The sequence below is a fragment of the Natronospirillum sp. genome (genome assembly GCF_022565775.1).
Lineage (GTDB): Bacteria > Pseudomonadota > Gammaproteobacteria > Pseudomonadales > Natronospirillaceae > Natronospirillum.
This window is the reverse complement of record NZ_JAIUMC010000013.1, coordinates 1-14,120: the sequence shown is the minus strand read 5'-3', so window position 1 is coordinate 14,120 and position 14,120 is coordinate 1. Positions and strand designations below refer to the sequence as shown.

Here is a 14,120-nt window from a genome sequence, read left to right as displayed (position 1 = left end):
ACTGACGTCGTTGGCCTACAGAACGAGGCACCACTGTTCGCGGGTTGCTGACCGGTCGGGCCCTGAACCCGGAGACATCCCTGGCCTATCACACACGCAGCGCGTGGCTTACCTCACAGCCTACAGGCCCGGGAGGTTACTCCTCCTCGTCTCCGCGCATTTTTTCTTCCATTTCTTCGTATTCGATGTGGCGTACATCCGTACCCTTGACCAGGTACATGATATATTCGCAGACATTCTGGCAACGGTCGCCGATGCGCTCCAGCGAGCGCACTGCCCACATGACGTTCAGGATCTTCGGGATCGACCGGGAATCCTCCATCATGTAGGTCATCAGCAAACGCATCAGCGCCTCGTATTCACGGTCGACCCGCTGATCTTCCTGATGCACTTTCAGGGCGGCTTCCACATCCATGCGGGCAAAGGCGTCCAGCGTGTCGCGCAGCATGGCCAGTACGAGCCGACCCAGATTATCGACATTGCCCAGCAGATCTTTCTGCTGTTTGTTGCTGAAGGACTCCAGAGCCACCTTGGCAATGCGCTCAGCCTCGTCACCGATGCGCTCCAGATCACCAATAGCCTTCATGATCACCAGCATCAGGCGAAGGTCACCGGCCGTGGGCTGTCGCTTGGCGATAATGCGTGCGCAATCTTCATCAATGCGCATTTCGATTTCATTGATGCGCGCATCCGAAGACAGTACTGCCTGCGCCAGCTTGTTGTCCGACTCGACCGCAGCCGTCAGCGCGTCCCGTACCTGCTGTTCGACCATGCCACCCATGGCCAGGACTTCGTTGCGGACCAGCTCCAGCTCCTCGTTGAATTTCGAGGAAATGTGCGTGCTCAGGTTCATTGCGTCCATCAGCCAAACCTCCCGGTAATGTAATCGTTGGTCTGCTTTTCTTTCGGGTTGGTGAACATGTCGTTGGTGACCCCGTACTCCACCATGTCGCCCATATACATGAAGGCGGTGTAGTCGGACACCCGCGCCGCCTGCTGCATGTTGTGGGTCACGATGACGATGGTGTACCGGGTCTTGAGCTGGTTGATCAGCTCCTCGATCTTCAGTGTTGAGATCGGGTCGAGGGCCGACGCTGGCTCATCGAGCAGCAGCACCTCCGGCTCTATGGCAATGGCGCGGGCAATCACCAGGCGCTGCTGCTGACCACCTGACAACCCGAATGCGTTGTCCTGCAGGCGGTCTTTCACCTCATCCCAGAGTGCTGCACCACGCAGGCTGTTCTCGACCACCTCGTCCAGCGTGCGCCGGTCGTTGACACCCTGCAGGCGCAGACCGTAGGCGACGTTTTCGTAGATGGTCTTGGGAAACGGGTTCGGCTTCTGGAACACCATCCCGATCTGGCGCCGCAGCTCTGCCACATCCACGTCAGGCTCATAGATATTGTTGCCATCCATCAGGATCTTGCCCTGAATGCGGCAGATATCCACCAGGTCGTTCATGCGATTGAAGCAGCGCAGCAAGGTCGACTTGCCGCAACCGGAAGGCCCGATAAAAGCCGTCACCCGCTTTTCGGGAATGCCCAGGGTGATGCCCTTCAAGGCTTCGTCCTTGCCGTACTGCAGGCGCAGGTCCTGAACGTCCAGCTTGATTTTTTCCCGCGACAGGTTCAGCTTCTCACGCGGCTTGCTGAGTTCTTCAGCCTTCACAAAAGCCCCACGGGGGGTTGGTGTCGTATTCTCAGTCATGGTCATATCTCTCAATTCGTTGAAGTCGAACCGTTAATCAGTTTCGCTGCGATATTTTTCGCGCAGGTGATTTCGGATGCTGATGGCCGTCAGGTTGAGCACGATGATCAGCAGGATCAGTACCAGTGCCGTGGCATAGACCAGCGGCCGCGCTGCCTCGACATTGGGGCTTTGGAAGCCGACGTCATAGATGTGGAACCCGAGGTGCATGAACTGGCGTTCCAGATGGATGTAGGGGAAGTTGCCATCGATGGGAAGCGACGGCGCCAGCTTGACTACACCCACCAGCATCAGCGGTGCCACTTCGCCGGCTGCCCGGGCAATGGCCAGAATCAGGCCGGTCATCATGGCCGGCGTGGACAGCGGCACCACCACCTTCCACAGGGTTTCCGACTTGGTAGCCCCCAGGGCCAGCGAGCCCTGACGGATGGTGCTGGGGATCCGTGCCAGGCCCTCTTCGGTCGACACGATGACCACCGGCAGCGTGAGCAGCGCCAGGGTCAGAGACGCCCAGAACAGACCCGGCGAACCAAAGGTTGGCCGCGGCAGCGCTTCGGGGAAAAACAACTGGTCGATATTGCCGCCCAGAAAGTAGACGAAGAAACCGAGACCGAAAACCCCGAATACAATCGAAGGCACACCGGCCAGATTGTAAACCGAGATACGAATGGCACGGGTAATTGGCCCCTGCTTGGCATATTCCCGCAGGTAGATGGCCGCCAGCACGCCGAACGGCGTCACCATGACCGACATCACCATCACCATAGTCACGGTTCCGAACAGGGCCGGGAAGATGCCCCCCTCGGTATTGGCCTCGCGTGGTTCGCTGGAGACAAAGGTCCAGAAACGGTCCGCGTATTCGGCCATTTTGGCCGGTACCGACATATTGTTGGGCTGAGTCACGCGCATGATCTGCGCCAGCGGTATGGATACCGTGCGATCGTCACTCATGCGCATGCGCAGCGTATCGCGGCGGGTACTCGCATACAGAACGTCCAGCTCGGCCCGCAACACATCATACTCGGCGTCGAGCCGCGCCCGCTCGGCGGCCACCCGGGCCTCTTCCTCGGCGCGGGCATTGCCCGTCACATTGTTGATGTCAAGGCGGCGCAGATCCCGGCGCAATTGCTCCAACTGGCGATTGATTTCACCGACTTCGCCCCGCTCTATCCGGCGGATATCATCATGCAGCGTCAGACTCCGCTCGACCAGGTCCTGTAATTCAGACAGAAAATCCGGATCGTCAGCGGTCAATACTTCCTCGCCATCCACCAGCAACGCCTCGGGATAACCGAAAAAGTCACCCCACTCCCTGCGCTCCAGTACCAGGGCCTGATCCGGATAGGCAAACTCACCCATGCCCAGATCGGTATGCCAGACAAAGTCGGCACCCATCTGATCCCGGTTGCCGACCTTGAACAGATAGCGTGTGACCAGGGTGTCAAATCGATCTTCGGGGATATAGTTGCCTGCATCCGCAGCCACCTGAGCGGGCACTGTCTCAGAGCGCGAGATCTGACCCAGAACGCGTCGCATTTCTCCGGTCTGCAGATTTTCTATTTCAACGGCGATTACTGGCGCGGGCCAGAAGTGGGACAACCCGCGCACGGCGATCAGACCCACAACGCCGATGACCATGACCAGACTGAGCGCCACTGCGCCGCCGGTCAGCCAGATCCAGGGGGTGCCACTACGAAACCAGTTCTTCATGATTCGTTATGCTCCTTAAAGGCTGCTGTACTTGCGACGCAGGCGCTGCCGCACGATTTCTGCGGCGGTATTGAGGACGAAGGTGAGCACAAACAGCACCAAAGCGGCCAGGAACAAGATGCGGAAGTGGGAACTGCCCACTGCCGTTTCCGGTAGCTCGACGGCGATATTGGCCGACAGGGTGCGCATGCCCTCGAAGATATTGAAATTCATGATGGGGCTGTTGCCGGTGGCCATCAGCACGATCATGGTTTCACCGACGGCCCGGCCCATGCCAATCATGATGGCCGAGAACATGCCCGGGCTGGCCGTGGGGATAACCACGCCGACCACGGTCTGCCAGGAAGTGGCCCCCAGAGCCAGCGACCCCTGAGTCAGGTGCTTGGGCACATTGAATACCGCGTCCTCGGCAATCGAGTAGATGGTCGGGATGACGGCGAAGCCCATGGCGATTCCGACCACGAGGGCGTTGCGCTGGTCATAGGTGATGTCGTTGTCGGTCAGCCACTGACGCATGCTGCCGTCAAAGAAGGCAATCTCGACAAACGGACTGGTGTAGACGGACAGCCAGCCGATCAGCAGGATGATCGGGATCACCACCACAAACTCCCAGCCTGCCGGGAAAATACGCTTCAGTGGCCCGGGAGCAAACTTCCACAGGGCCGCCATGCCGATCATCGACAGAGGCATAAAGATCAGTATGGCAAACACTGCCGGCAAATGGCTTTCGAGGAAGGGCGCCAGCCAGAGGCCGGCCAGAAAGCCCAGGATGACGGTAGGCAGCGCCTCCATGACCTCGATCACCGGCTTGACCGCACCGCGCAGCTTAGGCGTCATGAAGTAGGCCGTATAGATGGCACCGAGCAAACCCAGCGGCATGGCAAAGAGCATGGCGTAGAAGGCAGCCTTGATGGTACCCAGGGTCAGAGGTGCCAGGCTGAACTTGGACTCTACCTCGTCACGCGCTGCCGATGACTGCCAAGTGAACTCCGGCTCGGCCTGACCTTCATACCAGACCCGGTTCCACAGTGCCTTGAACGACAACTGAGGGTGCTGGTTCCAAAGCGTAGAGACCTGCACGCGTCCGGTCTCACCAACGGTCAGCAGTGCACGTACCCGCGGATCAATGGCAATATTCTCGACCGCATTCTCGTACATCGACTTCTTGAGCAGTGTGCGTGACGAGGTGCCGTAATGAATGCCCAGGGTGCCGGTCTCGTCGCCGACGATGAAGCCCTTGCGCGTGTACTCAGGGGTAATCACCCGTATGGCACCGGGATGCTGGTCAAAAGTGCGTACAGACCTGAGCGTGCGCTCGTTGGCCGCATCCCGGACCACGAAAGATTGCATCAGCCGGCCGTCGGCGGTACCTGTAATGACCGATATGGAGCCGACCAGGAAATCCATCGCAGTGATGGCTTCACCCTCGCCCACATCAAGGCTGTTGACCAGTCGCGCCTGAGCTGGCGAGCTGACGTCGTAATAGTGCAGCATGCCATCGTCTGTGGCGACAAACAGGTTGCGCAGGCCCTTGTCGAGCAACAACTTGACGGGCGTGCCGGGGATTTCAGGCAACGTAAAACGGTTGCTGCTCACGGTGACCTCGCCGGTCATCATGTTTTCCTGCGTGGAGAGAATGGCCAGCAAAAGGCGTTCATCCGCCGTCACCCCGGCCAGGCCAAGGCGTGACGCACCGCGGTCTGTTTTCTGCACCGCCAAGAGCTCCAGCGGTTGGCCTTGCTCGTCCAGAGTGATCGGATCTTCACCAAAGGGATACAGTATCTGCGGCTCAATATGTCGAACGTTGCCTTCCGGAAAGCTGATCTCGTAGTCGTGCTGCAGTACCATAGCCTGGCCGTTGCTAAGACCGTAAGCCGTGATATTCAGTGTGGGCTCGGCTGCGGCAAACGAAGTCGACTGAGTGCCTACGGGAAACTCGGTAGGAAATGCAGTCCGAACTGTGCCATCCGTCATTTCAAAAAATGTAACCATGCCATCGTCGGCATACATAGCGCCAAGAGTTCGGTAGCGCTCCATGACGAGGTGGCTGACAGTGGCGCCTTCAGCCAGGCCGGGCATGTCATACTCGATCTGCGGGCTGACCTGCGCACCGCGCAGAATCGGCGCGACTTCGTAGAAGAGGTAGGCGAAAATCAACGTCAGGGAAAAGATGACGCCGAAGCCGGCGGCGGTAATCCCCCAGCGAGAAATGCCATCCCGAACCATGCGCCACTTACGGCGTCGCATGCGGGTTTCGGCGTCAGGAAGCAGAGAGCGTGCAGGGGGCAGGTTGTCGCCCTCGGTACGAACCAGATCAGTCATGGTGGCTACTCGGTTGCAAGACATGGAGGAGTCATGGCGGGGAGCATAAGGGCCATTCATGACGGTTTGATGACAGTTTTGTCACGGACGACTTACTCTTCGTTGAGCGCGGCCAAGGCACGCGCCTACAGCAAAGCCACTGTTGTAGGCGCTGCCTTGGCTGCGCTTGAAAGGGGCCTTCGGCCATGCATGCGTGGCCAACGGCCACAGCCTACAGGGGCACCCCAACCCGGACGCCAGACAAAAAAAGGGAGCCCAAAGGCTCCCTGAATCAATCGAGGGTCAAGCGTTTACATCAGGTCCAGATCGCGCAGGACGTTTTCTGCAGCGCTGGCGGGCAAGGGTACGAAGCCGTCACGTACGACAACTTCCTGGCCAACCTGTGAGTAGATCATCTTCACGAACTCGGCAACTGAAGGCTCCAGCGGCTCGTTCGGATGCTTGTTCACGTAGACGTAGAGGAAACGCGCCAGCGGGTAATCGCCCGTGACCGCGTTTTCTGCGTTCGGCTCGAACATCTCACCACCGTGCTCACGTGCCAAGGGAATGGCGCGCACACCAGAGGTGATGTATCCGATACCGGAGTAACCAATACCATTGATGGTTTCAGCCACACCTTGAACTACGGAAGAAGAACCGGGCTGCTCATTGATAGAGGCCTTGAAATCACCACCAAACAGAGCATTGTCACGGAAATAACCGTAGGTACCGGATACCGCGTTACGGCTGTACAGCGGGATGTCGCGGTTCTCCCAGGCACCTTCCAGGCCAACCTGGCCCCAACGGGTAATGTCTTCCGGATGGTCGCTGAAGCGAGTGGAAGAGAAGATGGCATCAACCTGCGGCAGCGACAGGCCTTCGATCGGATTGTCGCGGTTCACGTAAACCGCCAGCGTGTCGATGGCGACCGGCAGCGCGTAGGGCTCATAGCCGTGACGCTCTTCAAACGCTTCGATTTCGGAATCGCGCATGCCGCGGCTCATCGGACCGAAAGTCGCAGTACCTTCAGTAACCGCAGGCGGTGCAGTACCAGAACCAGCGCCCTGAATCTGTACATTGACGTTCGGGTAGAAGCGGTTGAACTCTTCGGCCCACAGTGTCATCAGGTTGTTCAGCGTATCGGAACCGATAGAACTGATGTTACCGGACACGCCAGAAGCACGCTCGTAAACCGGCAGGTTGGGGTCTACATCCTGGGCCAGGGCATTGCCACCCAGAGAGGCCATACCGGCAATCACGCCAGTCAGCAGCAACTTGTTCATTTTCATTGTGTCTGTCTCCATTGTCGAATTCAGGCAGGTCAGGGATTTCCCTGTTGCGAGAGTGACTATAGAGAGACAATGTGACTGATATGTGACAGATCTGTGGCTGCTTTATGAAGATTCCGCAGGATGCGGAATCCGGCTGTCGTCCCCCGGCACAGAGGGAAAACGACCGGCTATCCAGTCCGCGCGGGCCTGCGCCAGCAACGCCTTGTCACTGGCGACAAAGTTCCAGTCGAAAAACCGCTCTTCGGGAAATGGCTCACCACCCAGGCACACGAAGCAGGTCTGACTGTCGGCGGTGATTTCAGGCGCTGCGCCCTCACGCAACGGAGGGAATACGCCCAGCTCACCGGCTTCCAGTGACAGTGACTGCCCGTCATGCCAGCGCACACTCAAATGCCCGGTCACCAGATAGATACCGAGCGCGTGACACCCCGGATAATGCCAGTGCCAACTGCCCGGCGCTCGCACGCGCCCTTCGACAAAGAAAGCGGGCCACTGGATTGCCAACGGAGAATGTTGCTCCATCCAATGCCCGGCAATCAGCGTCCAGTCGACTCCGTCATCCGAAAACCGTGGCAATTGGGGCGCTCCCAAATGCTGGAACGAGGGCTCACCCTGCTCTTCATCCCGGCACTGCGCTACCCAGCATTGCAAGCCATGCAATGGCGGCGCACCGGAATCGGCGCGTTCGGAGTGCACGATACCGCGTCCGGCTGTCATCCAGTTCACCTCACCGGGGCGAATGATCTGGTCATTGCCCAGGCTGTCCCGGTGGCGCATTTCACCGCTGAACAGCCAGGTCAGCGTACTCAGGCCAATATGGGGGTGAGGTGCGACCTGTGCGGGTTCATCAGTAGGGCCCATGTGGTCGAGAAATACAAAGGGACCAATGGCGCGGCAGGTCCGGGAGGGTAAAATGCGCTGTACCGGAACCCCTGCCATATTGTGGTACCGGGCCTCAATTTTGAAGATCGCTTGCTGCATTGTTGGAGCACCTGTGTATCCTGCGGTCAGGTTTGTAATCTGTAGTGCTATTCAGTATACATGAGAGACAAGAATTCAAGTGACCGACACAAGACAAAGGCCAACTCCAATGCCTGAGAAGTACTACTGCAGGGCAGGGTTCAGCGGAGATCTGTTGCCTTGAACCGAATCAGACGAACCCTGATGCGCTGCTGTGTGGTGGTCGTTCTCGGCCTCGTGTCCGGTGGCGGCCTGGCGCAGCAGCAGGTGTTCGATGACTTGATCAGCGGACACAGTGCCGTGATGTTGCTGATCAGAGCGGAAGACGGCCAGATCATCAGTGCCAATCGCGCGGCCGCGGAGTTCTACGGCTATACAGCGGACAACCTGAGACAACTGCGCATTGATGACATCAATCTGTTGTCGGACGCTCAGGTTCAGGCCGAGCGTCAGCGGGCCGCACAGGAGGAGCGCAACTACTTCATTTTTGCGCACCGCCTGGCCAGCGGCGAGGTGCGCACGGTGGAGGTGCACAGCAATCCGATCACTCTGGATGGCCAGACCTACCTGTTTTCCGTTATTCAGGACATCACCGAACAGCGGCTTGCCGAACGGTCGCTGGAAACCTATGAGGCAGGTCTGGCAGATCTGGTCCTGCAGCGCACTTCTGAACTTGAGGCCGCAAACCAGCGCATTCAAGCAATGGCGCTTGGCGGCATGCTGGTTGCCCTTGTTATCATTGTGCTGCTCAGCATCAGTGCCGTGCAGTATCGACGCATTCTCAGCCGCATCCGTAAGGCTCGCACCGAACTCACAGCGCGCAATGAAGAAGCCTATGAGCTGGCTTATTTTGACGCCCTGACCCAATTACCCAATCGCCAATACCTGATCGACCGGTTGCGCGCCGCGCAGGACCTGGCCGAACAGGGAGAGCACCAGTTCTGTCTGACCCTGATCGATCTCGACCGGTTCAAGGACATCAATGACTCCCGGGGGCACGACGCCGGCGACTGGCTGCTGCAGAAGGTGGCTGCGCGCTTGCTGGACAGCACTCAGGCCGGCGATACCGTGGCCCGACTCGGTGGGGATGAATTTGCCGTGCTCAGCGACATCAGCGGCCATGACCTGCAGCAAAAACGGGCCCATGCCGCCAATCAGGCGGAACGTGTGCGGCGCAGCCTCGGGTTGCCGTATGTGCAGGGTAATTTCGAATATCACTGTACGCCCAGCCTGGGTATCGCATTGCTGGACGGTCAGCAATTCAATGTCGAAGAAAGCCTGCGCCAGGCAGAACTGGCCCTGTACAAGTCGAAGGAACGTGGCGGCAATACCCTGCGCTTTTTCGATCCTGACATGCAGGCCGAAACGGATCGCAGAACCGGCATGGAGCAGGCGCTGCGCACCGCCATCCGGGACGACAAGCTGGCACTCTGGTATCAGCCGCAGTTTGACGACAAGGGACAGGTAGTGGGCGCAGAAGCACTGCTGCGCTGGCATGACGATGAGTTGGGCATGGTACCACCGGACCAGTTCATTCCGGTCGCGGAAAACAGCGGGTTGATTGACAGTCTGGGGCACTGGGTACTGGGCCAGGCCTTCACCGATCTGGAGCAGTGGTCAGCCCGTGGCCTGCCGAAAGACTTTGCGCTGTCGATCAATATCAGCCCGCGACAATTCCTGTATCACGACTTCACCCGTCAGGTCGGCCGACTGCTGGATCAGTATTCAGTGCGGCCACAGCAGATCGTGTTCGAACTGACCGAAACCGCCCTGCTGGAACACCTGGAGGAAACCGCCCGCGAGATGATGCTGCTGCAATCCACGGGTATCAACTTTGCCCTGGATGATTTCGGTACCGGCTACTCGTCTCTGTCCTATCTCAAGAGGCTGCCCCTGTCACAGCTCAAGATCGACAAGTCGTTTGTTCTCGACCTGATCACTGATGCCAATGACGCCGCCATCGCGCGCTCCATCATTGGCCTCGGCCAGAACCTCGATATCGAGGTCATGGCCGAGGGTGTCGAAACAGAAGACATCTACGAGTTCTTGCTGCAGTCGGGCTGCACCCGCTTTCAGGGATACTGGTTCGGGCACCCGATGCCGGTTGACGAATTCCGCGAACGCTTCCTGAAGGCGCTTATGACAGATTGAAGGCCATCTGTTCTTCAACGGTGTCGCCACTCTCTTCTTCGGTCCAGCGGAACACGGCATTGCCGCTTGTTTCCGGCGCCATGAAGAAGCGCATGTAGGGGTTTTCCGAGACGGCCGTGTGCATCTTGACCGTCAGGACGGTGTCACCTTCAAATTCCACGATCAGGGTATCGATCATGCGCCGCGGCAGCAACTCGCCATCAGGCCCCTCACGCAGCCCGGTTTCCATCGGGTGCGTCACCAGAGTACGAACTTCTCCGGGCTGCCCGGCCGCAAGGTTTCTGGGCGGGGCGACGCGGGGCTGACCAAACTCGGCGATATCGTCATCACTGGTCATCAGGCAGCCACCGACCGTCACCCGCACATCTGAACTGGCCACGAATACGTCGCCACTGCTGCTGTGCGCAACGGCATACAGAGTCTGGCTTTCGTTGACTCTGACACGAGAAGACACTTCTGCCCGCCCCATCAACGGGGTCAGATAGAAGTCCACCACTTCCGGATTCGGGTTGGCCGTAGCAAACACCCGGATACTCTCGATGTAGTCGCCATCCGTCATGGGGTGATCAATACTGATTTCCAGTGGTACTGCAGACCCGTCTTCCGACACACTGGGCATCTGCATGCGCAGTTGGCCGAGTTGCGGTGTGGCATCCCCGACAGCTTCACGCACGGCATCGTGCCGATCCCAGCCTGAGCCGTCAGCCACAGCAGCACCAGCCAGAAGAACTGACAGTGCAAACAATAAGGCGAACTGGATTTTACGCATTAATGTTACCCCTCGGATGGTCCCCGGCATGCTTGATTCGCGCTTTCTAGTACGCAGTTTAGCTACAAACCGATTGCTGTTCTGTATTTCAGATCAGGGCGAAACCCAGCTTTTCAATGGTCTGACACCCAGCCAGGCACCCAGAACGATACCACCCAAGGCCAGCCAGGCGCTAATCGCCAGGGTCGAGAAGCCGGTCAGACCCTGACCGATTGAACAGCCCAGAGCCATCACGCCGCCAATACCCATCAGCACACCGCCCAGCACAGAGCGACGAATATGGCGCGGGGAATCAAACCCCTGCCAGTGCAGACCGCCAGTAATCAGGGACAGGGCGAAGCTGCCCGCCACGATACCGGCAACCACGGCAACCGGAAACGTGAGGCTGATACCAGTTGAAATCATCAGGTACTGCAAGGAGTCACCGATTGGTGCGACGAAGCTCAGCGACGCCAGGCGGACCGGATCGAAAACATCATCACCGAGTACGCCCGTAATCCACCAGCCAGCCGGAATCAGCAGGCCGATCAGCAGCCCGCCTGCGAGGTCACGACCGGAGCGGCGGAACGCCGAATTGGCGAGCGCGTAGGCCGACAACAGAACCACCAGCACCACGGTAACCAGCCAGCGGGCCAGTTGGCCATCCATGCCGAGACTGGCCAGCCACTGCCACCAGGTAGCGGCAGGCAGGCGGAACTGAACGGCACCTTCAACTGCCAGCCGACCATTGGCCAGCACCCCGGACATGGTCATGTAGGCCGCGATACCCAGACACAGCAAGACCACCAGTGAGCGCAGATTGCCGGTACCCAGCAAAACCAGAGAGCGGGCACCGCAGCCATTGGCCATCACCATACCCAACCCAAACAGGACGCCCCCAATCGGAATCAGCAGCGAAAGAGTCCGCTGCGGATGCACAGAGGCCCCCAGGTCGATGGGGGCCAGCACGGCGAGTGCCTGAGTACCCAGCAGAGCGACCGCCATGGCCAGTGCGAACGCCCGCAACTTGCGGCCGTCACCCTCGACCCACCGGTTTTTCAGGCCGCGCAGCAGACAGAAACCGGTCTGCTGACCGACAGCGCCGAACAACAGCCCCAGAATCAAACCAGCGATCAGCACCCACTCTGTATGAGGCATCAGTAACGCGTGCCCCAGGTATCCTGAGCAATGGCTTCATACCAGCCACGCGCATACTGGGCTTCCAGCGCCCGTGTGCTGCGATCAGCCTCGGCCGGGCTAAGGCCACTGCTGGTCACCTCGACTTCACCACTGCTGTCAGTCTTGTAGATGGCCGCCACGGAAATACCGTAATCCGGCGCAATCAAGCTGTAGCAGGTGTTGGTGAAATAGGCTGGCGGCGGCGTTTCACCAGCCACTTCGGCAATGATGGCGGCCGCAGCCACCTTGCCCTGAGAGCTGGCGGAAAAACCGGATTTTGGCATGGGAGCGGCAATGGTGGCATCGCCGACCACATAGATGTCATCGGCCATGGTGGCGGCAAAGGTCGCCGGATTGACCGGCACCCAGCCGCTGTCATCCGTTACTCCGGCTCGCTCGGCGATCATTCCGGCCTTTTGCGGCGGTACCACGTTCAGCACGTCTGCCTGATGCAAGGTGCCGAATTCGGTTTCCACTTCACGACGCACCGCATCGACACGCATGACGCGGCCATCACCGGACAGCCCGACCCACTCGATACGGTTACCATAGAACTCGTTCCAGCCCGCGGTAAACAGACCCTGCTTGGAGAAGTTGTCCTTGGCATCCAGAATCAGCACTTTGGAGTTGGGCTTATGCTGGCTGAAATAGTGCGCCACCATGCTGGCCCGCTCGTAGGGTCCGGGAGGACAGCGGAACGGGTTATCGGGGGCCACCAGCACAAAAACACCGCCATCATCCATGCCTTCCAACTGGCGGCGCAGCAGCCGAGTCTGCTCGCCTGCCTGCCAGGCATGCGGTGCATATTGAGGCGCTGCCTGATCGTAGCCTTCGATCTCGTTCCAGCGGAAATCTATACCGGGAGACATCACCAGCTTGTCGTAAATCAGCGTGGTGCCATCACCCAGCGTGACAGTATGAGCAACAGGGTCTACATCCTGCGCCAATTGGTGAATCACCTGAACGCCATAGACGTCTTTCAGTTCATCATAGTTGTGGGCAATTTCATTCATTTCCCGGATGCCGCCGAGATAGAGATTGCTGAACGGGCAGGTATAAAACACTTCCGCCGGCTCGACGAGCGTCACATCCAGATTCGGATTACCCCGTTTCAGGTACTTGGCCGCCGTAGCCCCGCCAAAACCACCGCCAATAACGACCACGCGGGCATCCGCACTGCCGCGACCTGTCATGGTTCCACAGGCACTGACCATGGGCAGCACACTGGCCGCCCCCAAGCCCTTGATCAGGCTGCGGCGCGACACCGCGCCAAGATTCTTCTTGTCATTACTCATTGATCAACTCCCTGCAGATGCTCAGCGATTGGCAAAAAATTCAGCCAGTCGGGTCAGTTCTTCATCGGTAAATCCACCTGCAATGCGGTCCATTACAGTGGGGTTACCTTCCCCGTTCTTGTATTGCAGCAACAGCGCTTCCAGCTCCTCGGCCGGACGTCCTGCAATCGCCGGCACAAGGCCAGACAGTGCGCCGTCAGTGCCGTGACAGCCGGCACATCCACCCGCCAGCACTTCGTCTGCCAGGTGGTCGAGATCGGCACTGTGGCTGTCAGCCAGTGCACCGGCACTGACTCCCAGTGCCAGCACGGCAGTCAGACAGGCTGACTTCCAGGGGAGGTGATTGTTCATTATTGGCTCCTTTCCTTACGGGCAAATTGTCTCAGGCGGGCCGAAGGCGGCCCTGCTACCTGCAACAGGTTATCCTATTTACGACCTTTGCACCGCGAGTTTTATAGTCTTTATCAAGCTTAAGTTATGACAGAATGTGCAATCTGCCTCAGTCTGTTCAGGCGACTTGCACTTCCGCCTTGCGCGCTGCCAGCTCACGATTGACCGCGGCGCTGACCGCATCGAGAGCGGCCCGCGCGATGTCGCCACCGGTGCCGACACCCCACCAGGTGCGCTTTCCGGTGCGCAGTTTCACGTAGGCCACGGCCCTGGCATCAGAGCCGGTGCCCAGGGTGTGCTCGGCATAGTCATCCACTTCCAGCGCAAAGCCGACATGCTGGGCTATGGCAGTGGTCCAGGCATCCACCGGGCCGTCACCCCGGCCCA

12 protein-coding genes are annotated in these 14,120 nt (G+C 59.0%); 1 reads left to right on the top strand and 11 read right to left on the bottom strand.

Annotation, left to right across the window (positions count from 1 at the left end; genetic code table 11):
- Window positions 1–136: 136 nt before the first annotated feature.
- The 6 genes from phoU to LAT62_RS04725 form a co-directional block, all read right to left on the bottom strand.
- The gene (gene phoU, locus LAT62_RS04750; protein WP_293379726.1) at window positions 137–862 is read right to left on the bottom strand and encodes a phosphate signaling complex protein PhoU; all 726 of its coding nucleotides are present in this window, start codon (window positions 860–862) and stop codon (window positions 137–139) included.
- Window positions 862–1,707: a phosphate ABC transporter ATP-binding protein PstB gene (gene pstB / locus LAT62_RS04745; RefSeq protein ID WP_293379723.1), complete on the bottom strand. Its 846-nt coding sequence runs from the start codon at window positions 1,705–1,707 to the stop codon at window positions 862–864. Before pstB ends, phoU begins: the two co-directional genes overlap by 1 nt.
- A 33-nt stretch (window positions 1,708–1,740) precedes the next feature.
- A complete protein-coding gene (pstA, locus tag LAT62_RS04740; RefSeq protein WP_293379720.1) occupies window positions 1,741–3,417 on the bottom strand; it encodes a phosphate ABC transporter permease PstA in 1,677 nt (558 codons plus the stop codon).
- A 15-nt stretch (window positions 3,418–3,432) separates the two neighbouring features.
- Window positions 3,433–5,739, bottom strand: a complete 2,307-nt coding sequence (locus LAT62_RS04735; RefSeq protein ID WP_293379717.1) for an ABC transporter permease subunit — start codon at window positions 5,737–5,739, stop codon at window positions 3,433–3,435.
- A gap of 290 nt (window positions 5,740–6,029) precedes the next feature.
- Entirely contained in the window at window positions 6,030–7,001 is a 972-nt protein-coding gene (locus tag LAT62_RS04730; RefSeq protein ID WP_293379836.1) for a phosphate ABC transporter substrate-binding protein PstS family protein, read from the bottom strand.
- A gap of 111 nt (window positions 7,002–7,112) precedes the next feature.
- Window positions 7,113–7,991, bottom strand: a complete 879-nt coding sequence (locus LAT62_RS04725; protein ID WP_293379714.1) for a pirin family protein — start codon at window positions 7,989–7,991, stop codon at window positions 7,113–7,115.
- 159 nt (window positions 7,992–8,150) lie between these two features.
- Here LAT62_RS04725 and LAT62_RS04720 point away from each other — a divergent pair, with 159 nt between their 5' ends.
- The gene (locus LAT62_RS04720; RefSeq protein ID WP_293379711.1) at window positions 8,151–10,121 is read left to right on the top strand and encodes an EAL domain-containing protein; all 1,971 of its coding nucleotides are present in this window, start codon (window positions 8,151–8,153) and stop codon (window positions 10,119–10,121) included.
- On the opposite strand, the gene LAT62_RS04715 is transcribed toward LAT62_RS04720, so the two are convergent.
- From LAT62_RS04715 to LAT62_RS04695, 5 genes are all read right to left on the bottom strand, one after another.
- Window positions 10,108–10,890: a thiosulfate oxidation carrier protein SoxY gene (locus tag LAT62_RS04715; protein WP_293379708.1), complete on the bottom strand. Its 783-nt coding sequence runs from the start codon at window positions 10,888–10,890 to the stop codon at window positions 10,108–10,110. The genes LAT62_RS04720 and LAT62_RS04715 overlap by 14 nt on opposite strands.
- 93 nt (window positions 10,891–10,983) lie before the next feature.
- Window positions 10,984–12,027: a YeeE/YedE family protein gene (locus LAT62_RS04710; protein WP_293379705.1), complete on the bottom strand. Its 1,044-nt coding sequence runs from the start codon at window positions 12,025–12,027 to the stop codon at window positions 10,984–10,986.
- Entirely contained in the window at window positions 12,027–13,343 is a 1,317-nt protein-coding gene (locus tag LAT62_RS04705) for an NAD(P)/FAD-dependent oxidoreductase (RefSeq protein WP_293379702.1), read from the bottom strand. Before LAT62_RS04705 ends, LAT62_RS04710 begins: the two co-directional genes overlap by 1 nt.
- Before the next feature lie 21 nt (window positions 13,344–13,364).
- Complete coding sequence (locus LAT62_RS04700; RefSeq protein ID WP_293379699.1) at window positions 13,365–13,694, bottom strand: c-type cytochrome; 330 nt, start codon at window positions 13,692–13,694, stop codon at window positions 13,365–13,367.
- Between the two features lie 157 nt (window positions 13,695–13,851).
- Window positions 13,852–14,120 (bottom strand): alpha-isopropylmalate synthase regulatory domain-containing protein (locus LAT62_RS04695; protein WP_293379696.1); only part of this gene is annotated, 269 nt, incomplete at its 5' end.

Bases quoted from the DNA above. Each gene is read 5' to 3' on its own strand.
- LAT62_RS04705 (WP_293379702.1), bottom strand. From the start codon at position 13,343: ATGAGTAATGACAAGAAGAATCTTGGCGCGGTGTCGCGCCGCAGCCTG.
- pstB (WP_293379723.1), bottom strand. From the start codon at position 1,707: ATGACTGAGAATACGACACCAACCCCCCGTGGGGCTTTTGTGAAGGCT.
- LAT62_RS04710 (WP_293379705.1), bottom strand. From the start codon at position 12,027: ATGCCTCATACAGAGTGGGTGCTGATCGCTGGTTTGATTCTGGGGCTG.
- LAT62_RS04725 (WP_293379714.1), bottom strand. From the start codon at position 7,991: ATGCAGCAAGCGATCTTCAAAATTGAGGCCCGGTACCACAATATGGCA.
- pstA (WP_293379720.1), bottom strand. From the start codon at position 3,417: ATGAAGAACTGGTTTCGTAGTGGCACCCCCTGGATCTGGCTGACCGGC.
- LAT62_RS04715 (WP_293379708.1), bottom strand. From the start codon at position 10,890: ATGCGTAAAATCCAGTTCGCCTTATTGTTTGCACTGTCAGTTCTTCTG.
- phoU (WP_293379726.1), bottom strand. From the start codon at position 862: ATGGACGCAATGAACCTGAGCACGCACATTTCCTCGAAATTCAACGAG.
- LAT62_RS04735 (WP_293379717.1), bottom strand. From the start codon at position 5,739: ATGACTGATCTGGTTCGTACCGAGGGCGACAACCTGCCCCCTGCACGC.
- LAT62_RS04700 (WP_293379699.1), bottom strand. From the start codon at position 13,694: ATGAACAATCACCTCCCCTGGAAGTCAGCCTGTCTGACTGCCGTGCTG.
- LAT62_RS04730 (WP_293379836.1), bottom strand. From the start codon at position 7,001: ATGAACAAGTTGCTGCTGACTGGCGTGATTGCCGGTATGGCCTCTCTG.